Annotated in this window: 25 protein-coding genes and 3 tRNA genes; 17 read left to right on the top strand and 11 right to left on the bottom strand. The window is 65.7% G+C overall.

Annotated elements, in window-relative coordinates; genetic code table 11:
• Positions 1-35 precede the first annotated feature (35 nt).
• From JOF55_RS05285 to JOF55_RS05255, 7 genes are all read left to right on the top strand, one after another.
• Complete coding sequence (locus tag JOF55_RS05285) at positions 36-797, top strand: trans-aconitate 2-methyltransferase (protein WP_310270413.1); 762 nt, start codon at positions 36-38, stop codon at positions 795-797.
• A gap of 241 nt (positions 798-1,038) precedes the next feature.
• Positions 1,039-1,110: transfer RNA gene (locus JOF55_RS05280), tRNA-Asn, on the top strand.
• 353 nt (positions 1,111-1,463) lie between these two features.
• The gene (locus JOF55_RS05275; protein WP_310270411.1) at positions 1,464-1,673 is read left to right on the top strand and encodes a hypothetical protein; all 210 of its coding nucleotides are present in this window, start codon (positions 1,464-1,466) and stop codon (positions 1,671-1,673) included.
• Positions 1,674-1,813: 140 nt separating this feature from the next.
• Positions 1,814-1,887, top strand: a tRNA-Ile gene (locus JOF55_RS05270).
• A 272-nt stretch (positions 1,888-2,159) separates the two neighbouring features.
• Positions 2,160-2,369, top strand: a complete 210-nt coding sequence (locus tag JOF55_RS05265; protein ID WP_310270408.1) for a (2Fe-2S)-binding protein — start codon at positions 2,160-2,162, stop codon at positions 2,367-2,369.
• 119 nt (positions 2,370-2,488) lie between these two features.
• Positions 2,489-2,974, top strand: coding sequence for a bacterioferritin (bfr, locus tag JOF55_RS05260; protein WP_310270405.1), 486 nt, complete (start codon positions 2,489-2,491; stop codon positions 2,972-2,974).
• Between the two features lie 460 nt (positions 2,975-3,434).
• Positions 3,435-3,827, top strand: coding sequence for a hypothetical protein (locus tag JOF55_RS05255; RefSeq protein ID WP_310270404.1), 393 nt, complete (start codon positions 3,435-3,437; stop codon positions 3,825-3,827).
• 247 nt (positions 3,828-4,074) lie between these two features.
• Here the strand turns inward: JOF55_RS05255 and JOF55_RS05250 are convergent, their stop codons facing one another.
• On the bottom strand, positions 4,075-4,893 hold the full coding sequence (locus tag JOF55_RS05250; protein ID WP_374727399.1) for an LLM class F420-dependent oxidoreductase: 819 nt from the start codon (positions 4,891-4,893) through the stop codon (positions 4,075-4,077).
• Between the two features lie 418 nt (positions 4,894-5,311).
• Between JOF55_RS05250 and JOF55_RS05245 the strand changes: the two genes are divergently transcribed.
• From JOF55_RS05245 to JOF55_RS05235, 3 genes are all read left to right on the top strand, one after another.
• Positions 5,312-6,742 carry a dihydrolipoyl dehydrogenase family protein gene (locus JOF55_RS05245; RefSeq protein WP_310270400.1) on the top strand — a complete coding sequence of 477 codons (1,431 nt, stop codon included), beginning with the start codon at positions 5,312-5,314 and terminating at the stop codon, positions 6,740-6,742.
• 384 nt (positions 6,743-7,126) lie between these two features.
• Positions 7,127-7,603 (top strand): DUF3145 domain-containing protein, encoded by a 477-nt coding sequence (locus JOF55_RS05240; protein ID WP_374727398.1) that lies wholly within the window; start codon positions 7,127-7,129, stop codon positions 7,601-7,603.
• A gap of 244 nt (positions 7,604-7,847) precedes the next feature.
• Positions 7,848-8,291 carry a hypothetical protein gene (locus JOF55_RS05235; RefSeq protein WP_310270395.1) on the top strand — a complete coding sequence of 148 codons (444 nt, stop codon included), beginning with the start codon at positions 7,848-7,850 and terminating at the stop codon, positions 8,289-8,291.
• A gap of 73 nt (positions 8,292-8,364) precedes the next feature.
• Here JOF55_RS05235 and JOF55_RS05230 read toward each other — a convergent pair whose 3' ends face one another.
• The 9 genes from JOF55_RS05230 to aceE form a co-directional block, all read right to left on the bottom strand.
• On the bottom strand, positions 8,365-9,801 hold the full coding sequence (locus JOF55_RS05230; protein ID WP_310270393.1) for an acyl-CoA carboxylase subunit beta: 1,437 nt from the start codon (positions 9,799-9,801) through the stop codon (positions 8,365-8,367).
• A gap of 42 nt (positions 9,802-9,843) precedes the next feature.
• Positions 9,844-11,091: a beta-ketoacyl-[acyl-carrier-protein] synthase family protein gene (locus tag JOF55_RS05225; protein ID WP_310270390.1), complete on the bottom strand. Its 1,248-nt coding sequence runs from the start codon at positions 11,089-11,091 to the stop codon at positions 9,844-9,846.
• Positions 11,088-11,348: an acyl carrier protein gene (locus JOF55_RS05220; RefSeq protein ID WP_310270387.1), complete on the bottom strand. Its 261-nt coding sequence runs from the start codon at positions 11,346-11,348 to the stop codon at positions 11,088-11,090. Before JOF55_RS05220 ends, JOF55_RS05225 begins: the two co-directional genes overlap by 4 nt.
• Positions 11,349-11,405: 57 nt before the next feature.
• Complete coding sequence (locus JOF55_RS05215; RefSeq protein ID WP_374727397.1) at positions 11,406-12,371, bottom strand: beta-ketoacyl-ACP synthase III; 966 nt, start codon at positions 12,369-12,371, stop codon at positions 11,406-11,408.
• Positions 12,372-12,385: 14 nt separating this feature from the next.
• Complete coding sequence (locus tag JOF55_RS05210; protein WP_310270382.1) at positions 12,386-13,330, bottom strand: ACP S-malonyltransferase; 945 nt, start codon at positions 13,328-13,330, stop codon at positions 12,386-12,388.
• Positions 13,331-13,814: 484 nt separating this feature from the next.
• Complete coding sequence (locus JOF55_RS05205) at positions 13,815-15,029, bottom strand: PucR family transcriptional regulator (protein ID WP_310270379.1); 1,215 nt, start codon at positions 15,027-15,029, stop codon at positions 13,815-13,817.
• A 166-nt stretch (positions 15,030-15,195) separates the two neighbouring features.
• Entirely contained in the window at positions 15,196-15,444 is a 249-nt protein-coding gene (locus JOF55_RS05200) for a DUF3263 domain-containing protein (protein WP_310270373.1), read from the bottom strand.
• 229 nt (positions 15,445-15,673) lie between these two features.
• A complete protein-coding gene (locus tag JOF55_RS05195) occupies positions 15,674-16,141 on the bottom strand; it encodes a nucleoside deaminase (protein WP_310270372.1) in 468 nt (155 codons plus the stop codon).
• Between the two features lie 84 nt (positions 16,142-16,225).
• Positions 16,226-19,003 carry a pyruvate dehydrogenase (acetyl-transferring), homodimeric type gene (gene aceE / locus JOF55_RS05190; protein ID WP_374727228.1) on the bottom strand — a complete coding sequence of 926 codons (2,778 nt, stop codon included), beginning with the start codon at positions 19,001-19,003 and terminating at the stop codon, positions 16,226-16,228.
• A 305-nt stretch (positions 19,004-19,308) separates the two neighbouring features.
• Here aceE and JOF55_RS05185 point away from each other — a divergent pair, with 305 nt between their 5' ends.
• The 6 genes from JOF55_RS05185 to JOF55_RS05160 all read left to right on the top strand — a co-directional run bounded on the left by JOF55_RS05185 (position 19,309) and on the right by JOF55_RS05160 (position 23,553).
• Positions 19,309-19,746, top strand: coding sequence for a DUF3052 domain-containing protein (locus tag JOF55_RS05185; protein WP_310270371.1), 438 nt, complete (start codon positions 19,309-19,311; stop codon positions 19,744-19,746).
• 110 nt (positions 19,747-19,856) lie between these two features.
• Positions 19,857-20,321, top strand: coding sequence for a peroxiredoxin (locus JOF55_RS05180; RefSeq protein WP_310270367.1), 465 nt, complete (start codon positions 19,857-19,859; stop codon positions 20,319-20,321).
• Between the two features lie 83 nt (positions 20,322-20,404).
• Positions 20,405-20,479: transfer RNA gene (locus JOF55_RS05175), tRNA-Val, on the top strand.
• Positions 20,480-20,568: 89 nt separating this feature from the next.
• Entirely contained in the window at positions 20,569-22,383 is a 1,815-nt protein-coding gene (locus JOF55_RS05170) for a tyrosine-type recombinase/integrase (protein ID WP_310270366.1), read from the top strand.
• A gap of 449 nt (positions 22,384-22,832) precedes the next feature.
• Entirely contained in the window at positions 22,833-23,309 is a 477-nt protein-coding gene (locus JOF55_RS05165) for a hypothetical protein (RefSeq protein ID WP_310270364.1), read from the top strand.
• 67 nt (positions 23,310-23,376) lie between these two features.
• Positions 23,377-23,553 carry a hypothetical protein gene (locus JOF55_RS05160; protein ID WP_310270361.1) on the top strand — a complete coding sequence of 59 codons (177 nt, stop codon included), beginning with the start codon at positions 23,377-23,379 and terminating at the stop codon, positions 23,551-23,553.
• Positions 23,554-23,636: 83 nt separating this feature from the next.
• Here the strand turns inward: JOF55_RS05160 and JOF55_RS05155 are convergent, their stop codons facing one another.
• Complete coding sequence (locus tag JOF55_RS05155) at positions 23,637-24,329, bottom strand: TetR/AcrR family transcriptional regulator (protein ID WP_310270358.1); 693 nt, start codon at positions 24,327-24,329, stop codon at positions 23,637-23,639.
• A gap of 196 nt (positions 24,330-24,525) precedes the next feature.
• Here JOF55_RS05155 and JOF55_RS05150 point away from each other — a divergent pair, with 196 nt between their 5' ends.
• Positions 24,526-25,515, top strand: a complete 990-nt coding sequence (locus JOF55_RS05150; RefSeq protein ID WP_310270355.1) for an LLM class flavin-dependent oxidoreductase — start codon at positions 24,526-24,528, stop codon at positions 25,513-25,515.
• Positions 25,516-25,521: the final 6 nt, after the last annotated feature.

Below are 25,521 nucleotides of genomic sequence, written 5' to 3'. Positions count from 1 at the left end.
GGGCATACTGCCCCGTTGCCGGACGAGAGGCACGCATGTGGGATCCACAGCAGTATCTGGCCTTCGCCGAGCACCGTGACCGTCCTGCGCACGATCTGCTGGCTCGGGTCGGCGCGCGGAATCCTCGCCGCGTCGTCGACCTCGGTTGTGGTGCGGGAAACCTCACGCCGCTGCTTTCGGTCCGGTGGCCGGAAGCGACGGTCGAAGCGACCGACGCCTCGCCCGAGATGGTGCGGGCAGCGCGCGCGGAAGGTATCGATGCTCGGTTGGCGGATGTCCGCGACTGGCGCCCCGCAGCGGATGCCGACGTGGTCGTGTGCAACGCCGTGCTGCAGTGGGTTCCCGAACACGTCGCATTGCTGCGGGCATGGCTGCCCGCTCTGCCGCCGGGGGCATGGTTCGCGTTCCAGGTACCGGGCAACTTCGAGGCACCTGCCCACCGGAGCCTGTACGAACTGGTGGCGGAGCCGGAATGGCCCGATCATCTCGAAGAACTGTTGTGCAAACCGGACTGCGTGCTGCCTGCGACCGGTTACGCCGAGGCGATCGCCGACCTCGGTCTCGAGGTCGACGCGTGGGAAACCACGTATGTCCACCGGCTGCGTGGTGCGGATCCCGTGCTGGAGTGGCTCGGTGGTACGGCGCTGCGCCCCATCGAGGCGGCACTCGACGAGAGTCGATGGCAGCGGTTCCGGGCCGAACTCGCGCCGCGCCTGCGTACGGCTTACCCACAGCGCGCCGACGGCACCACGTGGTTCCCCTTCCGGCGCATCTTCGCCGTCGCGTACCGGCAGTAGTGCCTCGGCGGATCGCTGCTCTCGGCGCGGTAGGATCGGTGGTGCCGCTGCAGCAGCTCCAGCAGCGACTTCCAATAGCAAAGTCCCGCTCAGCAGCTTCCGGCGGTGGGGCCACTGCGAGTGTGGCGGAGTTCCTGGTCACAGGTTCACCGAAGCGCAAGGGAGGGGGGTGTGAACCCGCTCCGGACCATGCGCTAAACTGGGTGACGTCAGCGGGCAGCCGGTGATGAGAACCGAACATTCCTCCGTAGCTCAATGGCAGAGCATTCGGCTGTTAACCGAAGGGTTACTGGTTCGAGTCCAGTCGGAGGAGCTCAGACCGAGAGGGCGCCGATGATGTCGGCGCCCTCTCGGTGTTTGCGGACGGTCACGAGGAGTACTCCCGTGATGAGTTCGTCACCTAAGTGAGCGATGGGTGTCGAAGAGGTCAGACTCGGATAACGATCCGGGGATCGTGGGCGATGCCGTTGCTGTACCGGTCGGCGAAGATGTCGCCATCTTCGCAGGCCAGTACGCATGCGGATGATGATCGCGCCGATTCGTGGGGGATTTTCCAGCGGGCAGAGCGGCTTCACGGTGAGTTATACACGAGAGTAGGCCCATTGCTTTTCGTTCCCGGAGCAGTGGGGCCGGAAGACGGGGACGCAACGGAACGGGGGAGCAGCAATGTCCACACCAGGGATCGGCAAGGAACCACACTTCTGGCTGCCCGACCTGTCTTCGGTGACCCGGTTGCCGAAGCCGCTCAAGGCGCTCGTCTACCTGATCATGCTGGCAGTGTTGACGGTGGCGGGCATCAGCGCGCTGTTGGCAACCGCAGTGATCATCGGCGAGGTCACCGGCTCGTTCGACATCGCGGTGCTCATGGGCCGGTAACCGCTGTACGAGGGCGAATCCACGGTCGGCGCGTCCCACGGGAGGCGCCGGCCCGTTCGCTCCGCGGCTGCCGAGGCGATCAACGCCCCGGACTCCGCCGTATCGTGAGTACTCGCTAGGATCCCCCCAGCCACATGACAGGGGCGGTAGCTCAGCAGGTTAGAGCAGCGGACTCATAATCCGTTAGACGTCGGTTCAAGTCCGACCCGCCCCACTCCGAAGTTACCCGTGCCGCAGTTTTCCCGGCGGCACCATCCTCCCGTGCACCGAGGAACGCCTCAATGTCCCCTCGGTCACGGAGAGACGCAACCGGCACATCGAGGTGTTCTCCACACGGAAGACCGGGCCTTCGCCCCTGATCACGCGCCCCGGTGGTGGGCCTCCTCTCAGCGTTTTCGCTGATCAAGAACGTAATTGGGTCTTGCACACCGAGGACTCCGGATGGTTTGATTAGGCTTGCCTTACGAATGAGAGGGGTCTGATCTCATGTACGCATGCATCTGCGCTGCGGTCACCAAAACGCAGGTGCGGGGCTGCATTCTTGCAGGGGCGCGCACGGTGGATGAGATCGGCGAGCGTTGCGGTGCGGGTACCGGCTGCGGTAGCTGCGTGAAGCGGCTCGGCCGCATGCTCGATGAGACCGAGTCGGAGGGAAGTGCGGTCGATCCCTCCGCTTCGTTGCCGTACAGCGCCTGACAGCGCAGCGGGTGTCGCTGAATCGGGTAGCTTTGCTCGGCACGCCCTCTTGCTGTCGTGAGTATCCGCTTGCCCTGGCTATACAGTCTGAGAAACCTGGAGGCTGGAGGTCAGAACGCATGCAAGGCGACGACGAGGTCATCTCGCTGCTCAATGAGCAGCTCACCAGTGAACTCACTGCGATCAACCAGTACTTCCTGCACTCGAAGATGCAGGGAAACTGGGGCTTCACCAAGTTGGCCGAGCATACTCGCGGGGAGTCCTTCGAGGAGATGCGGCACGCCGAGTGGATCAGTGATCGCATCCTGTTCTTGGAAGCGCTGCCGAACTACCAGCGGCTGTTCACTCTGCGGATCGGCCAGACGATCAGAGAGCAGTTCAACTCCGATCTGGCCATCGAGGTCGAGGTTATCGATCGCCTCAAGCCCGGCATCTCGATGTGCCGGGAAAAGGGCGACATCACCACGGCGAATCTCTTCGAGGCCATCCTCCGGGACGAAGAGCACCACATCGATTACCTGGAGACCCAGCTGGAATTGATCGACAAACTGGGGGAACAGCTTTACCTCAGCCAGCTCGTGGACCGCCCGCCCACAAGCGGCTGAGCTGCCGTACGCGGGAGGCCCTTTCGGCAATGCATGCTGTCCGGGCCGGCACGACGCCGTGCCGGCCCGGACAGTTGCATGAGTAATCCGCTCGGCTCACGCGGCCGGCTTCGCCTGGGGTGGTTCAGCCGAGCCCGCACCATCAGCTTGCCGACAGCGTTGTAGCGCCGCAGCTTACCGGTGCCTCCTGGCACACTTTTCGCGGTCGATTCACGGCATCCGGACGCCTTCCCGATTGGTCCGTTCAGGATGCATTGTGGTGCTCCTCTCGGAGGAGCGCACGAATATGCTGTTCCGCCCGAATGGCCCAGTAATACGGGGGCCCGGCCGAAGATCGCGATCGGCGATACTGTATCGATCAAAGTCAGCGAACGGTGTGCCCCGGAGCACATCGCTCACCGTTCCATGCCTCCACGGGAGGGAGGTGGGCGCACGAACGATCGCGAGCGGAGTAAAGCGCATGAATGATCCGGATGACTGGCAGCGAAGCGGCAAACACTGGCACGCTTACAGCGAAGTCCGAGAGAAGCAGGATGCGTCCACGCGTGCCGACCGCCTCACGCGTGAGCCCGACGAGGCATTGTGCAATCCGAGAGCCGTGGCCCGGTGGTTGGCGGAGATGAGCCACGAGCACTCACTCCGGACTGCGGTGAAGTTGCTCGGGGAGAATGCCGGATGGGGGCACGTCGGTGACAGCGGACACCTCGATCATGACCGGTTTGCCGACGAGATCACCGCCGCGCGTGGTGACAGCGTGTACGTCTCGATCATCCGTGAGCATGACCGTTTGGACCTCTGGGTTGAGGCGGTCACGGCCGACGACTGCTCGGAGGTACATCACGAACAGGAGTGACGTCAGCGATGTGCCCCCAGTGCGGGGGGCCGACGATTCCGCCTCAGGGCGGCGGTCCACCCAAGTGCCCGCAGTGCGGGTAGGTGCCGACCGGCAGGTGCAAGCTGCCGGTCGGCACAGGTAATTCAACAATCACCTACTTGACGACGGTAGCCGTGGGCATGGCGATGTGGCCAGGCCGATGGTTACCGTCTTCATCACCGTTTCCGGCTGGCTCGTCATCGCGGAACCGATGAGCGGGCAGCCCTCACGCCTGGATTGCCCCGGTGAGCCGGTCGAGATACTGCAGCGTCTCGTCCCGCGGTCTGGTCGGCAGCGAGAACAGCACTCTGTCCACTCCGGCCCGGGCATAGTCGTCGAGGGCGGATGTGTCGTCCGGTGCCGCATACAGCGACACGGGGACGCGCCATCCCGCCCGGTCGCGCACGCGCTCGATCCGGCTGCCGAGGTCCTCCGTGCCCGCGCGGGGTAGCCATCCACTGCCGTACTCGGCCACACGCTCCGCGGAACGTTTGCTTTCCCCGCCGACGTAGATGGGCGGATGTGGCTGCTGAACGGGCTTGGGCCAGGAGTGGATCGGGTCGAAGTCGACGTGTTCGCCGTGGAACTCGGCTTCGTCTCGGGTCCAGATCGCCTGCATGGCCCGGATGCGCTCGTCCATCACGGCACCGCGACGAGCCGGGTCGGTGCCGTGGTTGCGCATCTCCTCGCGGTTCCAGCCCGCGCCGACACCGAAGATCGCCCGGCCGCCCGAGATGTGGTCGAGACTGGCGACCTCCTTGGCCGTGGTGATCGGATCACGTTCGATGATCAGTGCGATGCCGGTGGCCACGAGCAGGTGTTCGGTGGCGGTGGCGGCGGCGGTCAGGCTCACGAACGGGTCGAGGGTGCGGTAGTAGATCCGTGGCAGTGGCTCACCGCCGGGATAAGGGGTTTCCCGACTGGCCGGGATGTGGGTGTGCTCGGCCAGGAACAGCGAGTCGAATCCGCGGTCCTCCAGGGCCTTGCCGAGTTCGGCGGGGGCGATTCCCTCGTCGGTGACGAACGTCGAGATACCGAATTTCATTCGCATCTGGGCGCCTTCGTGTCGCGCGGATCACGAAGTCGCCTTCCTCCTCACAGGGCTGTCGCAGGCAATTATTGTCCACTGTGACCGATGTGTCGGGAAGAACACGGTACTGTGGACAATCGTGTATGTCCGAGCATTCGGGGAAACACGTGTTGCCGTCGATTATTCCCGCCCCGGTCGATCGGTGATTCGCCGAACACACCGATGTCGATGCTGCCCGATCAGGTGATGCCACCGGCCGATGATCCGGTGGCTCCGGCCGAGCCGGTGCCCGGCCGGGTGAGCGAGGTACCCCGGCGAAGGGGGCCATCCGTCGGTGCCCTGCGGAATCTCCCGCCCTACGCGGCCCGCGGAGGCAGGGACGAACGGAAGCGCCGAGTTGCCGAAAGGGGGCGGATGTACTGGGCTGACATGCATGGTGGAGGCGAATCTCGAGTACGACGTCGTGGTGGTCGGAGCAGGGCCGACCGGGGAGAACGCGGCTGCCCGGGCTGTGGCCGCAGGGCTGTCGGCGGTGGTGGTCGAAGCGGAACTGCTGGGCGGTGAGTGCTCGTTTTGGGCCTGCATGCCCAGTAAGGCGCTGCTGCGCTCGGGACAGGCGTTGGCTGCCGCACGGCGGGTCGGTGGTGCGCGCGAGGCGGTGCGGCCCGAACAGCTGAATACGCGGGCGGTGCTGGAGCGACGTGATGCGTTCGCCGAGTACTGGGAGGACACCGCTCAGGTCGACTGGGCACAGCACGCGGGGGTGGAGGTCCTGCGTGGCCGTGGTCGGGTCGTCGGGGAGCGGGAGCTCTCGGTCAGCGGTGCCGAGGGAACCACGCGGCTGCGGGCTCGGCAGGCGGTCGTGCTGTGTGCGGGCAGTGTGTCGAGCAAACCGCCGATTCCGGGGTTGGACGAGGTCGAGACGTGGAGTTCCCGGGAAGGAACATCGGCGCAGGAGGTGCCTCGCAGCCTGGCCGTACTGGGTGCCGGGGTAGTGGGCGTCGAACTCGCGCAGGCGTGGGCGCGACTGGGCAGCGCGGTCACACTGATCGACACCGAAGCGCGACCGTTGTCCGGAATGGAGGAGTTCGCCGGGGACCTGGTCGCCGAAGGTCTGCGTGCGGATGGTGTCACGCTGCACATGGAGGCCGATCTCAGGCGCGTGTCGGCAGGTGATGCGGGACTCGTTCTGGAGTTTGCCGACGGCATGACCGTGCGACCCCAGCATCTGATGGTGGCCACCGGGCGCCGCGCCGCCACCGATGACCTGGGGGTGGACACGGTGGGTCTCGAGGCGGGCAAGCCGCTGCAGGTCGATGACCATGGCCTGGTCCGGGGAGTTCCGGGAAACTGGCTCTACGCGGCGGGAGACGTCACCGACCAGACCAAGCTCACTCATCAGGGCAAGTACGCCGCACGCATTGTGGCGGATGTGATCGCGGCGCGGGCGAACGGCACGGAGGTGACCGACGCACCCGCGTGGAGCCACTACACGACGACGGCCAATCAGCATGCCGTGCCGCAGGTGGTGTTCAGCGATCCGGAAGTCGCCAGGGTGGGACGGACGGCTTCGCAAGCGCGGCAGGAGGGATACCGGGTCCGCACCGTCGAGCTCGATATTCAGGTGGCGGGTGCGGTGCTCCATGCCGATGGGTATCGGGGCAGAGCCGCCATCGTTGTCGACGAGGACCGCCGTGTGCTGCTCGGTGCTGCCTTCGTCGGTCAGGATGTGGCCGAACTCGTGCACGCCGGAACGATCGCGGTGACCGGTGAGGTTCCTCTCGACCGTCTGTGGCATGCGGTACCCGTGTTCCCCACGATCAGCGAAGTGTGGTTGCGCTTGCTGGAGTCCTACGGACTGTGAGTCCGGTGCGGGATCCGGCACCGGTGGATCGGGGCTGCCGACTATCCCGGTACTGACTCTTTCGGGTGGTATCGATATGCGTATCTCGCCGAATCCGCTGCTGTGTTCAGCGGAGTGCGGAAGCGTCCGATAGCGCCGGGAACTGCGGTTTTCTTCCACGGGAGCGGGCAGGAACGGCTGTGGATCTTCCGCTCGGCCCCGGTTCGGACTCGGTGTCGAAGGAAATCTCCTGTGGCGCGGGTACGCACCGACGATGCAGAATAATGCGGCGAGTGATCGACTGGTGATCGAGCTGGTACGAGGCCGTAGGGGAAGACGTCCCTCGTCGAACAGCGGAGGTCAGCAGTGAGCACCCGTGGCAGCGCCCGTGGCCCGACAGAAGGTGTGGTTTACGTTCATTCGTCGCCGGCTGCAGTCTGTCCGCACGTCGAGTGGGCGATCTCCGGTGCGCTCGGCACTCGGACGGATCTGCGTTGGACGGAACAACCGGCCTCACCGGGGCAGTTGCGTGCCGAATGCACCTGGTCAGCCGAACCGGGAACCGGAGCTCGACTGGTGAGCGCCCTGCGCGCCTGGCCGATGCTGCGTTTCGAGGTCACCGAGGACCCCAGTCCGGGGATGGACGGGCAGCGGTTCTGCCACGTTCCCGAACTCGGCCTGTGGCGTGCCTGTACCGGCGCCAACGGCGACATCGTGGTCAAGGAGGACCAGTTGCGCACGCTGGCGACGAACAGCGATGTTGCCGACGCGTTCGGTCACCGCATCGATCAGTTGCTGGGAGCGGCCTGGGACGATGCGCTCGAACCGTTCCGCCGCGCCGGAGACGGTGCCCCGGTCACCTGGCTCCACCACGTCGGGTAGACGAAGAGACGGCCAGGAGGACCACGGGGGTGCACCGGAGCCCGCCACGCCTCCGGCGGTGCTCGCCAGCCGGTGTGGCAAGGTCGGCAGGGTGCGTGTGTTTGGCCGCCCCGGATATTCGGGGTTTCCGTGGTGGAAGTGGGGGACGCCTGTCGCCGTCCTCGTCCTCTTCGCCGCCGTCGCTGCCGGGGCGGCGGCGCGCACGTTGTACGGCGATTCGCCACTCGCAACGTCGGAGCCGCCTGTGTCGAGCGCTTCGGCGGTGCCGGAGAAAGCACCGGGCTCGGCCCGCGTCAAGCTGAGCCCGAGCGCAGCCGAGCACCCCGACCATGCTGCCGTGCGCATCCTGCTGCAGACGCACTTCAATTCCATCAATCTCAAGCGCTACGACCGGTGGAAAACCACGGTCGTGGCGGAGAAGCAGCGGCGGCTGCCGGAAAGCAGCTGGCGTGCGGAGTATCGGACCACCCGGGACGGCAGCATCAGAGTCCTGCGGATCATGCCCGGTCCGCAGGACTCCTTCCGTGTGCTGCTGACGTTCACCAGTACGCAGGCCCCCTCGGATGCACCCCCGTCGATGCAGGTTCCGTGCCTGCGTTGGCGCGTGGTCTATCCGGTCGTGCGGGATTCGGGTGGACTCCGGTTCGGCGTGGGCCTGCCCGACAGTTCCCTGCCCCGACCGTGCTGACGCGGTTCCTGCCGGGGACATCCGGTTCTCCCCGAATCACCGACCGATCACCGGAGATCGGTGGTGGTACGCCTCACAGGGGGATGTTGCCGTGGTTGCCGCTGCCGGTGGGGGCGGCGGCGAGTGCTTCGGCGACGCGGCGGCGGGTCTCCTTGGGTTCGATGACCTCGTCGACGACGCCGATGGATTTCGCGCGGTCGACGCCGCCTGCGACCTGCTGGTGCTCCTCGGTGAGCTTGTCCTGCAGGGCCTCGCGCTCCTCCTCGGGGGCGGCGGCGATGGCCTTGCGGTGCAGGATGCCGACCGCTGCCTTGGCGCCCATGACCGCGACCTCGGCCTCCGGCCAGGCGAACACCGTGGTCGCGCCCAGCGAGCGGGCGTTCATGGCGATGTAGGCACCGCCGTAGGACTTCCGCGTCACCAGGGTCACCCGCGGCACGACGGCCTCACCGAAGGCATGCAGCAGTTTCGCGCCCCGGCGCACGACACCGCCCCATTCCTGGCCCACCCCGGGCAGGTAGCCGGGCACGTCGACCATCACCAGCAGCGGAATCCCGAACGAGTCGCACATGCGCACGAACCGGGCGGCCTTCTCCGCCGACAGCGAGTCCAGGCACCCGCCCTTGCGCAGCGGGTTGTTGGCGATCACACCCACGGTGCGACCTCCGAGCCTGCCCAGTCCGGTCACGACGTTGGGCGCCCACTTGCCCTGCAGCTCGGCGAAATCGCTGGTCCCGTCGGCATCGGTGTCGAGAATGCCCCGAATCACCGGCTTGACGTCGTAGGCCCGCCGTGCGGTTTCCGGCAGCAGCGCACGCAGGTCCTGCTCGGTCTGCACCGACTGCAGGTCGAACAGGCCCGGCCGGGCGAACAGCCCGGTCAGGTGCCGGGCTCGGCGGTAGGCATCCGGCTCGTCACGGGCCACGACGTGCACGACCCCGGACTTCTTGCCGTGTGCCTCGGCACCGCCGAGCCCGTCCTGGTCGATCTCCTCACCGGTCACGCTGCGCACCACATCCGGCCCGGTGACGAACACCCGACCGGCCGGAGCCATGATCACCACATCGGTCAGCGCCGGACCATAGGCGGCACCACCCGCAGCCGGACCGACCACCACCGAGACCTGCGGCACCTTGCCCGAAGCGCGGATCATCGCCGCGAACATCTGACCCATGCCATCCAGCGACTCGACCCCCTCGGGGATCCGAGCACCCCCGGAGTGCCACACACCGAGGACCGGACACCGCTCCCGCACCGCCGTGTCGATGGCCTCGACGATGTGCCCACATCCCTCGGAGCCCAGCGCACCACCCTTCTTCGTGGCATCACTGCAGTACACGATCACTTTCGCCCCGGAGATCCGGCCCCGCACCGCGTACATGCCGCTGGCATCCCGCGGATGCAGCGGCACGATCGAGTCCGCGTCCAACAGCTGCGCCAAGCGCAACTCCGGGTCACGCGGATCCTGCTCGGACTGCTGACTGTCGGGACGCGCGGCCAAAGCGGTCATCGGATACCTCCGCAGATGACGGGCTGGTGTGGTTGAAACCGATCAGGAGCGGGTGAAAGCGAGCGCGACGTTGTGCCCGCCGAACCCGAACGAGTCGTTGACCGCCGCGGTCAGCTCGACCTTGCGGGGCTCACCTGCCACCACGTCGAGTTCGACCTTCGGGTCGAGGTTGTCCAGGTTCCGAGTTGCCGGGACCAGACCGGTGTGGATCGTCAGGATCGTGGCGATGCTTTCCACCGCACCGGCACCACCGACGAGATGTCCCAGTGCCCCCTTGGGGGCGGTGAGCACGACGTGATCGCCGACGGCCTTGCGCACGGCAGCGGCTTCACCGATGTCACCGACCACGGTGGAGGTCGCGTGCGCGTTGACGTGGCCGATGTCGTCGTTGGACAGTCCGGCTGCGGAGATCGCCTTGGTGATCGCGTTGATCTGGCCCACACCATCGGGGTGATTGCCGGTGATGTGGTGTGCGTCGGACGTGATTCCCGCTCCGCCCAGCCGGGCGTAGACCCGTGCACCACGAGCCCTGGCGTGCTCGGCACTTTCGAGGATCACCACACCGGCGCCCTCGCCCATGACGAAACCGTCGCGGTCGGTGTCGAACGGCCGGGAGGCTTTCTCGGGCTCGTCGTTGCGCGTGCTCAAGGTCCGGGACTGGACGAAACCGGCGACCGTGATGGGATGGATGCAGGCTTCGGCGCCACCTGCCACCACCACATCGGCATGCCCCGAACGGATCATGTCCAGGCCGGTGGCCAGCCCTTCCGCTCCGGAGGCGCACGCGGAGGCGGGGGAGTGCACTCCCGCCCGAGCCTTGAGGTCCAGGCTCACGTGCGCGGCCGGGCCGTTGGGCATGAGCATCGGCACGGTCAGTGGCGACACCTTGCGCAGCCCCTGCTCCTTGAGCAGCTCGTTCTGCTCCAGCAGCGTGACCGGGCCGCCGATACCGGTCCCCAGCGTCACCCCGAGTCGATCCGGATCGACCGGCTGCTGCTCGTCGGTGGGCATGTCGAAACCGGCGTCGGACCAAGCCTGTCGGGCGGCGACCACCGCGATCTGCTCGCAACGGTCCATCCTGCGCAGCTGCACTCGTGGCAGGATTTCACTCGGCTCCTGGGCGAGCGGGGCCGAGATCCGAGAAGGCAGGTCGTAGGTGTCGACCCACTCGGCCTCGGTCTTGCGTACCCCGCTGCGCCCGCTGATCAGTCCGTCCCAGGTGGACGCGACGTCACCGCCGAGCGGTGTCGTCGCGCCGAGCCCGGTGACTACAACATCGGTCGTTGTCATGCGTTCTTGGCGATGTAGTCCACCGCATCGCCCACGGTCTTGAGGTTGGCCAGTTCGTCGTCCGGAATCTTGACTCCGAACTTGTCCTCGGCCTGGACGGCGATCTCCACCATCGACAGCGAGTCGATGTCCAGGTCGTCCACAAAGGACTTCTCGATCGAGACGTCGTCGGCGTCCACACCGGCGACCTCTTCGACGATGCCTGCGAGGCCCTGCGTGATTTCCTCGTTCGCCACGGTGGTTCCTTCCTTGCTCATGTTGCCGTCCTCGGACCTGCCCGAGGCACTTTCAGGAATGCTTGCGGTGTGCTGCACTCACGGGCAGACCACCACCTGACCGGCGTAGGACAGTCCCGCCCCGAAGCCGACCAGGAGCAGCACGTCACCACTGTTGATCTCACCCGCCGAGCGCATGTGGTCGATCGCGAGCGGGATCGAGGCGGCGGACGTGTTGCCGGAATGCACGATGTCACGAGCGACCACGAGGTCGTCACGGGCACCCTGACTTTGCAGCTTCCGCGCGATCGCCTCCACGATGCGCAGGTTCGCCTGATGTGCGACGAGAGCGTCGACATCGCGCAGTTGAAGCCCCGCCTGTTCCACGGCGCGGGCAGCGACCGGTGCCACCTGGGTGGTCGCCCACCGGAAGACCGCCTGGCCCTCCTGGTAGATGTAGCGGTTGTCCCGCAAATAGATGGTGTCCACGAGATCACCGGCGCTGCCGAGCGAAGCCGGCCCGATCGCGGGCTCGTCGGCGGGACCGACGACGGCGGCACCGGCACCATCGGCGAAGATGATGCAGTTCGCGCGGTCCTCCCAGTCCAGCCATTCCTGGAATCGTTCCGCACCGATGACCAGAACCCGGCGCGCCGAACCGCCGCGCACGAACTCCGAAGCCGTGTTGAGCGCGTAGCAGAACCCGGCGCAGGCGGCGTTGAGGTCGAAGGCGCCGGGAGCTTTGATGCCGATCCGGTCGGCGACCTGGGCTGCGGCGTTCGGGATGGGACTGGGCATGGTGCAGGTCGCGATGATGACCTGATCCACATCGGTCGGAGTGAGCCCCGCATCGGCGATCGCCTTCGCGCCGGCTTCCGTCGCCATGGTGACCACGGTCTGGTCCTCATCACCGAGCCTGCGGCTGACGATGCCGACGCGCTGCTGGATCCACTCGTCGCTGGTGTCGACGATCTGCGCCAGCTCGTCGTTGGTGACCACGCGGTTGCCCTGGGTGCTGCCGAACCCGAGAAGTTTCGTGGCGGCGGGTCCGCCTGCCGGTGTCATCGTGGATAGGGTCGTCACGCCTGGCTCCTGGAATCGGTCGGGCCGTGCTCGGCCAGCAGTTCGGCGACCTTGTCCAGGTCGTCGGGGGTTTTGAGGGCCACTGCCTGGGTGCCCTTGAGTTCGCGCCGCACCAAGCCGGACAGTGTTCCCGCGGGAGGCAGCTCCACGGTTGCCGTGACTCCGCGCTCGGCCAGCGTCGCCATGCACGAGTCCCAGCGCACGGGGCGGGTGACCTGATCGACCAGGCGGTGGAGAACGGTCGCCGACTCGGCAACCACCGCACCATCGGCATTCGACAACAGCGGTCGCTCGGCATCGGAGACGGTGAGTCCGGCCGCATGGCTGCTCAGCGCCTCCCGTGCGGAGGCCATGAACCGGGTGTGGAAGGCCCCTGCGACGGGCATTGGCCGCACCTTGGCGCCGTCGGGCGGTTCCTCGGTGAGTTCCTCCAGCGCGGGGCGGCGGCCCGCCGCGACGATCTGGCCCGCGCCGTTGCGGTTCGCCGGGTCGAGCCCGAGCTTGTCCAGATAGGCCACGACCATGTCCGGATCGCCGCCCATGATGGCCGACATACCGGTCGGTTCGAGTGCACACGCCGCGGCCATCTCGCGTCCGCGTACTGCGGCGAGGGCGACGGCATCGTCGAAGCTCAGGACCCCGGCCAACGCGGCGGCCGCGAGTTCGCCGACCGAATGGCCCGCCACGGGCGCGTCTTGCGGGATCTCGACCCGGGAACCCAGCTGCTCGGCCGCGATCAGGGACAGCGCCACCACCAGTGGCTGGGTGACCGAGGTGTCCTTGATCTCGTCGGCGTCGGCGGTGGTGCCGAGGCGGATCAGGTCCAGGCCGGTCAGTTCCGACCAGGTGGTCAGGCGTTGCTCCGCCCCGTTCAGTTCGAGCCACGGGGCGAGCATGCCGGGGGCTTGGGCCCCCTGGCCGGGTGCAAGAAGCGCGATCACGCCTGCCACTGAACACGTTCACCGGCGGTCGACGTGATGCTGACACGGACGAAGTCCGCGCCTGAAAGTTGTGGAGTGTCTACAACGACAGCGGAGGGTCCTGCCTGTATGGAACATGAATCTTTGTTGTCTGTCACTCATTGGTGACGTGGCGTGCCGAGGTATCCACTCATCGGCGTGACACACATCTCGATGAGCATCCGGTGAATTCGCACCCGGCGGGATGATCGTGTCGCTATCCTGCTGCGGTCGTGATCACCGCTTGAGGGGAGAGCATTGGATTTCCGCGTCGATATCGAGGGCCTGGACTCGCTGAAGAACAACCTCGACCGGAGCTCCGAGAACCTGGAGCAGGTGCTGAACGCGATGCGTTCGCGGTGACCGAGGAGTTCGGCTGGCGCTACAGCGAGCAGCGGATCGTGCCGGAGGGGTGGGCACTGGATTTCGTGCGGATCAGCGCGGCCAGAACGGTCTGACCGGAACTTCACCACAGGCCGCGTGACTTGGCCAGGCGACCTGTGGCCAGAGCGGTACGCAGGATGAGGGCATCGCGCGGGTTCGACAGTGTTCGGCCGGTGATTTCGGAGACGCGGCGCAGCCGGTATCGCACGGTGTTGGGATGCACGTAGAGCTGGCGTGCACAACTTTCCAGGACACCACCGACTTCGAGGTAGGTGTCCACAGTCTCCAGAAGGGCGCTGCCTGCATCGACCAACGGCAGCATGATCTTTTCGATGAGCTGGCGCTCGGCTTCGGGGTCACCTGCGAGCGCGCGCTCGGGCAGCAGGTCCTCGGCGGCTACCGGGCGTGGCGCGGCAGGCCATGCCACCACCGCACGCAACGCCGACATGGCATCGCTTGCCGAGCGGTGCGCCTCGGTCAGGCTCGACACGGTCGGGCCGACCACCACGGGACCCTCGCCGAAAGCTTCGGTGATACTCCTCGCGGCCTCGCGTCCTGCCCGGGTGTCGGACGGCTCGCCGAACACGACCACCAGGCGACTGCCCTGAACGCCGAGCAACACCGAGCGCCCGACCCTGGCCGCTCGGCTGCGTACCTGATACACGATGCTGGGTGGATCGTCCGACGGGGCGTTCCCGACGAGCACGGTGGCCTCCGACGATGGTTCCCAACCGAGTGCGGCCGCACGCGAGAGCAGGGCTTCTTCGGTGTCCCCGCGCACGATCCCGTCGACGACGAGTGCTTCCAGGCGCGCGTCCCAGGCTCCCCGCGCCTCGGCTGCCGCTGCATAGGACGTCGCCGCGGCGAAGGCGATCTCCCGCGTGTAGCGCAGGATCGCCTCGGTCAGCAGGGTGCGCTCGGCCTCCTCGTCGGCGAGGTCGGGGAGCTGCTGTTCGAAGACATCGATCGCGGCCCGCACCATCTCGACGGTCTGGCGCAGGCTCACCCATTGGGACAGGTCTTTCGGCGCGGCGCGGAATGCTTCCGCGGTCAGCCGGATCGCCTCGGTCGGATCCTGCAGCCAGGATACGAAATTTGATACGCCGGTCTGGGTCACCAGCAGTACGCTCGCGCGCTGGTCGGCAGGCAGACGTTGAAACCACGGCAGTCGCTGTTCCATCGCGGCGATACTCGCGTTGGCGAGCCCGCCCGAGGCGTGTTCGAGCCGCCGCAGCGTCTTCGGCGACACCTGCGTGCGCCCGGTACCACCCTGCTCGTCCGCGCTGCCCTTGCCCATGGCTGACAGATTGCCATGCCGGACAACGAAGCCACGACGGGTACCGGCCTTCGGGCCCGCGCATTCACGCACGAGCGAGCCGCCGCGTTGCTGTGGAGATGGGAAAAGCTCGCGGTCGAGCAGCACGTATTCTGCTGATGGGCCTCGGCGACCGGCGGTGACCCCCTCAGCTTCCCTGCACCCTCCGGGGTGAGGCGGCACGACGCTGTGCGCGCGAGTCGCGCAGCCGCAGCAGCCGCTTGACCAGAGCGGGGTCCTGAGCGAGGGCTTCCGGCTCGTCGAGCAGGCGATTCAGACGCTGGTAATAGCGAGTCGCGGACAGGCCGAAGCGCTCCCGGATGCTTCGTTCCTTGTTCCCCGCCTGATGCCACCACTCACTCTCGAAGGCGAGGATGGCGCGGTCCGTGTCGTTCACTCGCCGAGCCCCTCACATCGTCGCCGACCGATTTTGCCCACCGGCTCCAGTCTACCCGGATGGGCACGCCTGTTCGATAGGCCATCCGGCCGGTTTGCCGCTGTGACCAGCCGTAAGCGCGGAGTGGTCGTCCCCGTGGTCGGCCTGGAACACGAGGCAGTCGATGCGGGCAAGTGCCGCGGTGGCTGCCTCGTGGAGGCCGCTCGTCCCTGCCCGGAGGCTGCGGAGGTCACTCGCCGAATACGGCGGCTGCTTCCTCCTCGAGGACGGGGCCGATGACCTCGACCGGCTCCGGTAGGAGCGCCAGCACGTCCCGGGTGCGCAGCTCCATGGCCCGCTCGTCGGCGGGGAAGGCGGCGTGTGCCCGAGGCAGCGGCATTCCGAAGATCACCCGAGTCACCCCGGCGAGGTACATCGCGGTGGTGCACATCGGGCAGGGCTCGCCACTGGCGAACATCGTGGTGCCGCGCAGCGCGTCCAGGTCGAGTTCGGCCCCGGCATGGCGCAGGGCGACGGATTCCGCGTGTGCCGTGATGTCCCCGGTCGCGGCGACGGTGTTGCTTCCTTCGGCGAGCACCGTGCCATCCGCACTGGTCAGCACCGCCCCGAACGGGCGGTTCCCGGCGCGGGCGGTCTGCCCGGCCAACGAAATCGCGCGGCGCAGGTGCGCCGTCTCGTCGGGGGTGAGCGCAGGCATGGTGCTGTCTCCAGGGTCGGAGGCTTCGCGGGAAACCCGTCCGTGGACGGGCGTGGGGCGAGTGTCGCACCCACGCCCGTTCGCTCACGCGACGCCCGGATCCGTGGTTTGCGGACCTGCGGACTGTGCGTCGTCGATGCGGTACTTGCGGGCGGCCTCGCCTGCCCTGGCGGCATCGATCTCGCCGCTGCGGGCAAGAGCCGTGAGCGTGGCGACCACAGTGGACTCCGCGTCGACCAGGAACACCCGCCGCGCGGCCGGGCGCGTGTCGGAGAACCCGAAACCATCCGCGCCGAGAGTGGTCATCTCCGCCGGAACCCACGGCCGGATGAGATCCGGAACCGCGCGCATCCAGTCGCTCACCGCGACCACCGGCCCCTGCGCCTCCTCCAGCATCCGGGTCACGTACGGCACCCGCGGTTCGGCATCCGGATGCAGCAGATTGTGCCGATCGACCGACTCGGCCTCGCGGCGCAACTCCGTCCAGGACGTGGCCGACCACACGTCGGCCCGCACTCCCCATTCCTCGGCGAGCATCTCCTGAGCCCGCAGTGCCTCGGGCATCGCCACTCCGGAGGTGAGGACCTGCGCGCGCGGGCCCGAGCCACCCGGCGCCTGCCGATAGCGGTAGAGACCACGCAGCAGGCCTTCCACGTCCAGCCCTTCCGGCTCGGCGGGCTGCTGGTACGGCTCGTTGTAGACGGTGAGGTAGTAGAAGACGTTCTCCGCCTCCTCGCCGTACATCCGCCGCAGGCCGTCCTTGACGATGTGGGCCACCTCGAACGCCCATGCCGGGTCGTAGGACACCACGGCGGGATTCGTCGCCGCGAGCAGCAGCGAATGCCCGTCGGCGTGCTGCAGCCCCTCACCGACCAGCGTCGTGCGCCCTGCGGTGGCGCCGAGGAGGAAGCCGCGGGCCATCTGGTCCCCTGCCGCCCACAGATCGTCGGCCGTGCGTTGGAATCCGAACATCGAGTAGAAGACATAGACCGGGATCATCGGCTCGCCGTGCGTGGCGTAGCTGGTTCCCGCCGCGATGAACGACGCGGTGGAGCCGGCCTCGTTGATGCCCTCGTGCAGGATCTGGCCCTGCTCGCTTTCCCGGTAGGCGAGCATGAGCTGGTAGTCCACCGGCGTGTAGGACTGCCCCAGCGGGTTGTAGATCTTCTGGGCGGGAAACATCGAATCCATCCCGAAAGTCCGCGCCTCGTCCGGGATGATCGGGACGAGCCGCGGTCCGACCTCGGGGTCCTTGGCCAGGTCCTTGAGCAGCCGGACGAACGCCATCGTCGTGGCGACTTCCTGTTTGCCGGAACCACGCCGGATGACGTCGTAGACCTTGTCGCCGGGCAGCACCAGCGGCTTGGACTTGACGCGCCGCTCGGGCAGATAGCCGCCGAGACGCCTGCGCCGGTCCTGCAGGTACTCGATTTCGGACGAGTCCGCACCCGGGTGGTAATAGGGCGGCCGATACGGGTCCTGGTCGAGCTGCTCGTCCGAGATAGGAATGCGCAGGCTGTCCCGGAACAGCTTCAGGTCGTCCAGGGTCAGCTTCTTCATCTGGTGCGTGGCGTTGCGGCCCTCGAAGTGCGCCCCCAGGCCGTACCCCTTGATCGTCTTGGCCAGGATGACCGTGGGCTGGCCGTTGTGCTCGGTGGCCGCCTTGTAGGCCGCGTAGAGCTTGCGGTAGTCGTGGCCGCCCCGCCGCAGACCCCAGATCTGGTCGTCGGTGTAGTTGCTGACCATGTCCTTGGTCCGCGGATCCCGGCCGAAGAAGTGCTCCCGGACGAAGGCGCCGTCGTTGGCCTTGTAGGTCTGGTAGTCGCCGTCGGGGGTGTTGTTCATCAGGTTGACCAGCGCGCCGTCGCGGTCGGCGTGCAGCAGGGCGTCCCATTCCCGGCCCCACACCACCTTGATGACATTCCACCCGGCACCCCGGAAGAACGACTCCAGCTCCTGGATGATCTTGCCGTTGCCCCGGACCGGGCCGTCGAGCTGCTGCAGGTTGCAGTTGACCACGAAGGTCAGGTTGTCCAAGCCTTCATTGGCGGCGATCTGCAGCAGCCCCCGCGACTCCGGCTCGTTCATCTCGCCGTCGCCGAGGAAGGCCCATACGCGTTGCTGACTGGTGTCCTTGATTCCCCGGTCCTGCAGGTAACGGTTGAACCGGGCCTGCATGATCGCGTTCATCGGCCCCAGCCCCATCGTGACCGTGGGGAATTCCCAGAAGTCCGGCATCAGTCGCGGATGCGGGTACGAGGGCAGACCGCCGCCCGGCCCGGCATGCGAGTACTCCTGCCGGAAGCCGTCGAGCTGGTCGGTGCTGAGCCGCCCCTCCAGAAAAGCGCGTGCGTAGATGCCGGGGGAAGCGTGGCCCTGGATGTAGAGCTGGTCGCCACCTCCCGGGTGGTCCTTACCGCGGAAGAACCAGTTGAACCCGACCTCGTACATGCTCGCCGAGGAGGCGAAGGACGAAATGTGGCCGCCGACGCCGATGCCCGGACGCTGGGCGCGGTGCACCATCACCGCGGCGTTCCAGCGCATCCAGGCACGGTAGCGCCGTTCGGTCTCCTCGTCACCGGGAAACCACGGCTCCCGTTCGGTGTGGATCGAGTTGACATAGTCGGTACTGACCAGCGAGGGAACGCCGACACCGGTTTCGCGCGCCCGCTGCAGCAGCCGCAGCATCAGGTACCGGGCGCGCTGCTGACCGTGCGTGGAGAGAACGGAGTTGAACGAATCCAGCCACTCCTCGGTCTCGTCCTGATCGATGTCCGGCAGATGTGAAGCCAGCCCGTCCCGGATCACTCGCACCCGTTGCGGGGAACCTGCGCCACCGGTCTCACTGTTGTGCGGGGACAAGGGGAACTCCTCGACTGCGCCGTGGATGCTTACCACCGGGCTGAGTTGTGCACCCGGTCACTTCATCTTCCACCATCCTGGTCAGTGACGCGCGAACCGTCACCATTACTGATCGGTACACAGGTGGCCGATTGTCCGGGGGCACGTCTACAGTCAGTCTCTGAGGATTGCTGCGGCGTGTCGTGCCGTCAGCAGTTGCGCCGATGGAGGATCGCAGTGTTCGCTATCGGCAAGACCGTGTCAGACTGATGAGATGCGGAACCGGACGGTTACCGCATCGACGCCATTGGAGGAGTGAGACAGCCGTGGTCGCCGCGGAAGACGCCGGCAAAGGTGAAGTCGACGTCGCCGACAAGCTCGACATCGAGCCGGACATGGTGGTTCAGGAGATCGGCTGGGACGAGGACGTCGATGACGCCGTCCGCGCCGCGATTGAGGAGCGTTGCGGGAGTGAACTGCTCGACGAGGATGCCGACGACGTGGTCGACGTCGTGCTGCTGTGGTGGCGCGACGATGACGGCGACCTGACGGACACACTTCTCGACGTCATGACTCCCCTCGCAGACGAGGGGGTCATCTGGGTAATGACTCCGAAGACGGGTCGAGAAGGGCATGTCGAGCCCAGCGACATCGACGAGGCCGCATCGACATCCAACCTGGCACAGACCTCCAACCTCAACATCGGTGAGGACTGGATGGGAACCAGGCTGGCGTATCGGAAGGCAGCGAAGTCCAAACGGTGATCGACAGCGGTATCGGTGGCTTGGGAGCCTGAGCCACCGGTGCCGCTGTGTGTGCGGTCCGTGTAGGTTCGGCGCCGACAGGATCACGCCGAACAGAAGGGTGCATGCCCATGACGGTCGAGGTCGGTGCCGAAGCGCCGGGTTTCACGCTGCCGGATTACAACAAGGAGCAGGTTTCCCTTTCCGACTTCCAGGGTGACAAGAACGTGCTCCTGGTCTTCTACCCGTTCGCCTTCAGCGGTGTCTGCCAAGGTGAGTTGTGCCAGGTGCGCGACGAGCTGGCGGAGTTCCAGAACGACCAGGTGCAGGTGATCGGAGTTTCGGTCGACACTCCGTTCTCCCTCAAGGCCTGGGCCGAGCAGCAGGGCTACACGTTCCCGCTGCTGTCGGACTTCTGGCCGCACGGCGAGGTCGCCCAGGCCTACGGCGTGTTCAACGAGAAGGCCGGGATGGCCAACCGGGGCACCTTCCTGATCGATACGGATGGCAAGGTCCGGTTCGCGGAAGTCAACCAGCCGGGCGAGCCCCGGGACCAGGAGGCGTGGAAGAAGGCGATTCTCGCCCTGTCCGCGTGACAACCGGTGGTGGGCAACCGGTACAGTATGTAGCGGCCGTGGAGGCAGCGGCCGTGGCCGATGCTTTCGGTTGCCACCACTTCGGGCGCATAGCTCAGCGGAAGAGCACTTGCCTTACAAGCAAGGGGTCGCTGGTTCGAACCCAGCTGCGCCCACCACTTGTGAACTGCGAGAACGCCGCGCCGGTCGATCCGGCGCGGGAGTTCGTGGCCCCAAACGTGGTGCGAACGGGCCTTATCCTTGATCCATGGCGAGGTCCAAAGCGCGCCGCAAGCGTCCGCGGGGCACGGTCGAGGAGCTGCTCAGCGGGGCGCTCCGCGTGAAGGTCTACGCGGGCTTCGACCCCGTGACCAAGCGCCGGCACTACTTGCGGGAGACGGTGCCCGCGGGGCCGCAAGCGCACCGCGAAGCCGAGAAGGTGCAGACCCGTCTGCTGAACCAGGTCGATGAGCAGCGGAACCCGCGGACGGCTGCCACGGTCAACCAGCTCGTGACTCGGTACCTGGACCAGTACTTCGACGGTGAGCCGAGCACGCGACAGCAGTACCGCGCGTACTTGAAGCACCACATCGCCCCGTTCATCGGCGAGGTCAAGGTGGGCTCGCTGGACGTCGATGCGCTGGACTCGCTGTATGCCGAGCTGCGGCGCTGCCGGGACCACTGCACCGGCAAGCGGCGGAAGGATCACCGCACGAGCGGCAAGCACGAGTGCGACCACCGGTGCGGCCCGCACGAGTGCAAGCCGCTCGGCGCGACGGCGATCCGCCACATTCACTACCTGCTGTCGGGGGCGTTCAAGCGTGCCGTGCGGTGGAAGTGGGTGGCGGTGAACCCGGTCTCCCAAGCTGAACCGCCCGCATCGCCGCCGGCTCGTCCGAAGCCGCCGAGTGCCGAGGAAGCGGTCCAGCTCCTGCACGAGGCCTGGCAGGACCCGGACTGGGGCACGTTGCTGTGGAGGGCTATGACCACCGGGGCACGTCGCGGGGAGCTGTGCGCGCTTCGGTGGCGCGACGTGGATCTCGCCGCGGCCGTGCTGACGCTGGAGCGTGCGATCGCGTTCGACCCCGAGCAGAAGGTGTGGTTCGAGAAGGGCACCAAGACCCATCAGCATCGTCGTGTGGCGCTCGACGACGTCAGTGTCGAGATCCTGACCGAGCATCGCGACCGTTGCCGCGCTCGAGCCGAGTCACTCGGCGAGGCGCTCTCGGGCGACGGCTTCGTGTTCAGTCTCAGCCCGGATGCCTCGACGTGGTTGGTGCCGAGCTCGGTGACGCAGCGGTACGAGCGCATGGCAACTCGCCTGGGCATCGAGGCGACGTTGCACAAGCTGCGGCACTACTCGGCCACCGAGCTCATCTCCTCGGGCGTCGACGTTCGCACGGTGGCCGGCCGACTCGGTCACGGCAGCGGTGGAATGACCACCCTGCGGGTGTACTCGGCGTGGGTCTCGGAAGCCGACCAACGGGCGTCGGCTGCCTTGGCGAACCGCGTCCCCGAACGCCCCCGGCAGCTGAGCCAGACCGAGAGAGCGAAGACGAACCCTCGAAACCCCTACGAGCGGCTGGCGGCCCGAATCCGCGAGCAGATCCTGCAAGGTGAACTCACCAAGGGAGATGAACTCCTTCCCCTCAAAGAGCTCGCTGCCGAGCACGGTGTCTCGATCGGCACCGCCCAGCGAGCGATCGCGCTACTGAAGGAGTGGGGCATGGTCGAGGTCCTGCAGGGCCGTCGAACCACGGTGACCGCCGATGCGGATCCGCTTGCCACGGAGGACTCCGATTCGACTCCGACCGCCGAACCCGCGCCGCAAGAGCCGCACGAGTCGCCGCGCTCGGCTGAAACCGGACCGACCATGCTTGAGTTTCAAGTGCGACACCTCGGGGAGCTGGTCCGTACCTTCAGCGCCGAAGCCGACCCGACCAATCCCGATCACCTCCGCCGCCTGCTCGCCGCCGCTGTCCGCCGCGACGGCCGCGACAACTTCGAGATTATCGACTACGAACTCGACGTTCACCGCCCCGGCGGCGAACACCTCACCACCTTCGTCACCATAGCGCCGTAGCGGCGTTTTCAGATGATCGATAGTTCTAGCTGTGGCCGAGATTTCCTGTAACGATTCTAGGATCTCCGATGGCCAAAGCGCTGACTATCGCTTACTCTGCAAGTGAGCTACCAGAACTAGTGATCCACTACTGGTATTGCTAATTTGCAGAGGGGCAAAATGGTCCGATCAAAGTCGCATGATCAATCGGAGCCTGACGTAACGTTGCAGGTCGAAGCCCTGCCGTCGGCGAGTAGTCCCGTTGTCAGTATCTCGCTCGAGCATTCTCTGGAAAAAGCACAGGCCCTTATGATGCGTTGGGATCATTCGCAACTTGCAGTGATGTCGGGAGTTCGGTGCCTGAAAGGGGCGATCAGTTGGAAGACAATCGCCCAAGCACGGATCGGAGATCCTCTGGCAACGCTTCGCGATGCAAAGGTCCCAGCCGAGGCATCCGCTGCACGGATGACTTGATTGCTCAAATTCCCAAAGTTGTCGAAGCGGGGTACGTATCTGTTATTGCCCGCGACGGAATAATCTGCGGTATCGTCACTCCTGCTGATTTGATAGAGCATTTTTCGGCGCTGACAAGACCATTTTTCATGCTATCTGAGATCGAACGCCGCCTTCGTCGAGTGATCGACCGAACCTTCGACGAGGGCGACTTGAACTGCGTTGCATCTCCTGAGGAGGATAGGCGAACCATCCCCTCTTCGGCTGATGAGTTGACAATGGGGCAGGCACAGCGCCTGCTGGACAACCAGGAGCTATGGGACAAACTCAATTGGAAACCAGAGCGCCCAGTATTCATTGACGCCCTGAACGAGGTTCGAGAAATTCGTAATGAGGTAATGCATTTTCGTCCGAATCCCTTGAGTGATAATAGCACTATTCGACTGGACAGATTTGCTAGGTGGCTGCGTAGTCTGCACCCTGATCGATACTAATTGAGGATGTTTTTGCTTAGGCCGAAAGGAGAGTTTCTGGTCAGTTTAATTCATATGTATTAAATTCATGAACAGCACAGAATCGGAGGATTTGGAGTTCGCGGGACAGGCCGAAGTGCTCGCGGATGGATTGACTGTGGAGCAGGATTTCCTGCGCCGGTTCTACCTTGAGTGTATCTTCCTCCTTTTTGAGCAAACCTTGGTATTTTTCGGCATTGCTGTGACCCTGGAATGCTATAAATAACTCACCCGACGGACCATGTAGTGAATGGTGCAATACCGACAGGAAACCGGGTCGATGCGCTTGCCAAGATGCGGAATTCGCTGCTAAACTTTGCGGCACTCCATTTCTGTAACGTTGTCGGCTCTGCTTTTGGTCATGCTCAGCGCGAGATCGGCATAGAATTCCCCGAGTTGCTCGGGTGAATCTGTGTCATCGATCCTGTACCAGCGGACAAGGTCGACGCCCAAGGAGAGCATGGCTCGCACGACGCGGTGCACGTCGACCACGGTGAAAGATCCCTCCTCGATTCCCCGAGTTACGGCCTTACGAAATATCATCGTGGACTGTCGGCGCAGTTCGAGTACTTCCTTGTAGTGCTCCGGTGTCAGTGCTGACAGTTCGTACTGGCTGACCCGGCCTGCTACGTGGTGGCGAGCGTGCCAGACGACGAACCGTGCGACGAGCGCCCTCAGGTATGAGGTTGCATCCTCACCTTCCGCTTCTTCCAGGGCCGCGAGTGAGCTATTGTGTCCAGCACGGGTGATTTCGAAGAGTATGTGTTCTTTCGAAGAGAAGTGCACGTAAAGCGCCGCAGGAGACAGTCCTACGGCCGAGGTGATGTCTCTGGTTGTCGTGGCATGAAAACCGCGTGTAGCAAAGCACCGCACCGCCGATGTCAGCAGGCCTTGAGCGACTTCGCCGAAAACGTCCTGCCACAGCGCTGGTGATTCGTCCGCCAACCTGGGGTCCAACGCGCGCTCGCCATGGGGTGACGTATCGGAATGCTTGGTGCCCATCGCTATCTCCTTTCAACCTCCCCAAGGTAGGGGAGGATAGCGCTCACAGTGGCGGCGCAGCAGGTTCTGCACCGCAGCCGAGTGTGACTTGACACACTCATCGGAAGAGGTGACTATGCGCTTAGTTAGCGCTCTGGTCAACAACCGCCGCGCTTGCGATGACGGAGCTGGCACCGCTCACTGGAAGGGGGCACCAATGGACGTGTCCTGTGCGTTTCCAACCGCCCTGGACTCTCCAGACAACATTGCGCTGGCCGAACGGCTCGGCTACCACCGGGCATGGGTCTACGACACACCTCACCAAAGTCCGGACGTGTGGATGACTCTTGCGCTCGCCGCGCAGCGCACCGAGCGCATCGGCTTGGGACCCGGAGTGCTCGTCCCGAGCTTGCGTCACCCGATGGTCACCGCCACCGCCACCGCCACACTCACCGCGCTTGCTCCGGGGCGCGTTGCAGTCGCCTTCGGGACGGGATTTACCGGCCGTCGAGCTATGGGGTACCGGGCCATCCCCTGGGCATTCATGGATTCCTACATCCGCGCCTATCGTGCCCTGCTCCGCGGGGAGATCGTGGAGTGGGAAGGCGCCCAAATGCAAATGCTGCACCCGGACGGACACGCGCCCTCCCGGCCCATCGATGTTCCGATCCTCATTAGTGCCCTTGGCCCCAAGGGCAACAAGGTTGCCAGCGAACTCGGTGATGGCCTCTTCGCCACTCTGCAGATGCCAGAGTTCATGGCCGACTACTCCTGGAGCGCTTACCTCGCGTGGGGCACGGTGCTGGATGAGGAAGAAGACAACGACTCCGAGCACGCTCGTGCTGCGGGCGGGCCGGGCTGGGCCCTGTCGTTCCACGGGGCCTACGAATTCGGAGGCCCCGACGCTGTGCGCGCTCTTCCCGGTGGGGCCGAATGGTTGGAGGTCATCGAGGACACGCCCCCAGGCCAGCGCCACCTAGCTGTCCACTTTGGGCACTGCGTTGAGCTCAACGCCGCAGACCAAGCTGCCTGGAGCGTCGGCGGCCACACCACACTCCAAGACGCCACACTCAGCGGTACTCGTGATCAGATTCGACGCACTCTCGATGACTACCGTTCCCGCGGCCTCACCGAAATCGTTTTCCAGCCCTGTGGTTCTAATATCCAAGCCGAGTTGGAGCGCTTCCTAGAAGCTGCTGTCTCTTGAGTGGCT

Source organism: Haloactinomyces albus (genome assembly GCF_031458135.1).
Classification (GTDB): Bacteria; Actinomycetota; Actinomycetes; order Mycobacteriales; family Pseudonocardiaceae; genus Haloactinomyces; species Haloactinomyces albus.
This window is presented reverse-complemented; position numbering and strand designations above follow the sequence as displayed.

Bases quoted from the DNA above. Each gene is read 5' to 3' on its own strand.
- JOF55_RS05265 (WP_310270408.1), top strand. From the start codon at position 2,160: ATGTACGCATGCATCTGCGCTGCGGTCACCAAAACGCAGGTGCGGGGC.
- JOF55_RS05180 (WP_310270367.1), top strand. From the start codon at position 19,857: ATGACGGTCGAGGTCGGTGCCGAAGCGCCGGGTTTCACGCTGCCGGAT.
- JOF55_RS05225 (WP_310270390.1), bottom strand. From the start codon at position 11,091: ATGACAACGACCGATGTTGTAGTCACCGGGCTCGGCGCGACGACACCG.
- JOF55_RS05245 (WP_310270400.1), top strand. From the start codon at position 5,312: ATGGTGGAGGCGAATCTCGAGTACGACGTCGTGGTGGTCGGAGCAGGG.
- bfr (WP_310270405.1), top strand. From the start codon at position 2,489: ATGCAAGGCGACGACGAGGTCATCTCGCTGCTCAATGAGCAGCTCACC.
- JOF55_RS05220 (WP_310270387.1), bottom strand. From the start codon at position 11,348: ATGAGCAAGGAAGGAACCACCGTGGCGAACGAGGAAATCACGCAGGGC.
- JOF55_RS05150 (WP_310270355.1), top strand. From the start codon at position 24,526: ATGGACGTGTCCTGTGCGTTTCCAACCGCCCTGGACTCTCCAGACAAC.
- JOF55_RS05275 (WP_310270411.1), top strand. From the start codon at position 1,464: ATGTCCACACCAGGGATCGGCAAGGAACCACACTTCTGGCTGCCCGAC.
- JOF55_RS05195 (WP_310270372.1), bottom strand. From the start codon at position 16,141: ATGCCTGCGCTCACCCCCGACGAGACGGCGCACCTGCGCCGCGCGATT.
- JOF55_RS05255 (WP_310270404.1), top strand. From the start codon at position 3,435: ATGAATGATCCGGATGACTGGCAGCGAAGCGGCAAACACTGGCACGCT.
- JOF55_RS05215 (WP_374727397.1), bottom strand. From the start codon at position 12,371: ATGACACCGGCAGGCGGACCCGCCGCCACGAAACTTCTCGGGTTCGGC.
- JOF55_RS05155 (WP_310270358.1), bottom strand. From the start codon at position 24,329: ATGGGCACCAAGCATTCCGATACGTCACCCCATGGCGAGCGCGCGTTG.
- JOF55_RS05250 (WP_374727399.1), bottom strand. From the start codon at position 4,893: ATGAAATTCGGTATCTCGACGTTCGTCACCGACGAGGGAATCGCCCCC.
- JOF55_RS05205 (WP_310270379.1), bottom strand. From the start codon at position 15,029: ATGGGCAAGGGCAGCGCGGACGAGCAGGGTGGTACCGGGCGCACGCAG.
- JOF55_RS05170 (WP_310270366.1), top strand. From the start codon at position 20,569: ATGGCGAGGTCCAAAGCGCGCCGCAAGCGTCCGCGGGGCACGGTCGAG.
- JOF55_RS05285 (WP_310270413.1), top strand. From the start codon at position 36: ATGTGGGATCCACAGCAGTATCTGGCCTTCGCCGAGCACCGTGACCGT.
- JOF55_RS05160 (WP_310270361.1), top strand. From the start codon at position 23,377: ATGAACAGCACAGAATCGGAGGATTTGGAGTTCGCGGGACAGGCCGAA.
- JOF55_RS05230 (WP_310270393.1), bottom strand. From the start codon at position 9,801: ATGACCGCTTTGGCCGCGCGTCCCGACAGTCAGCAGTCCGAGCAGGAT.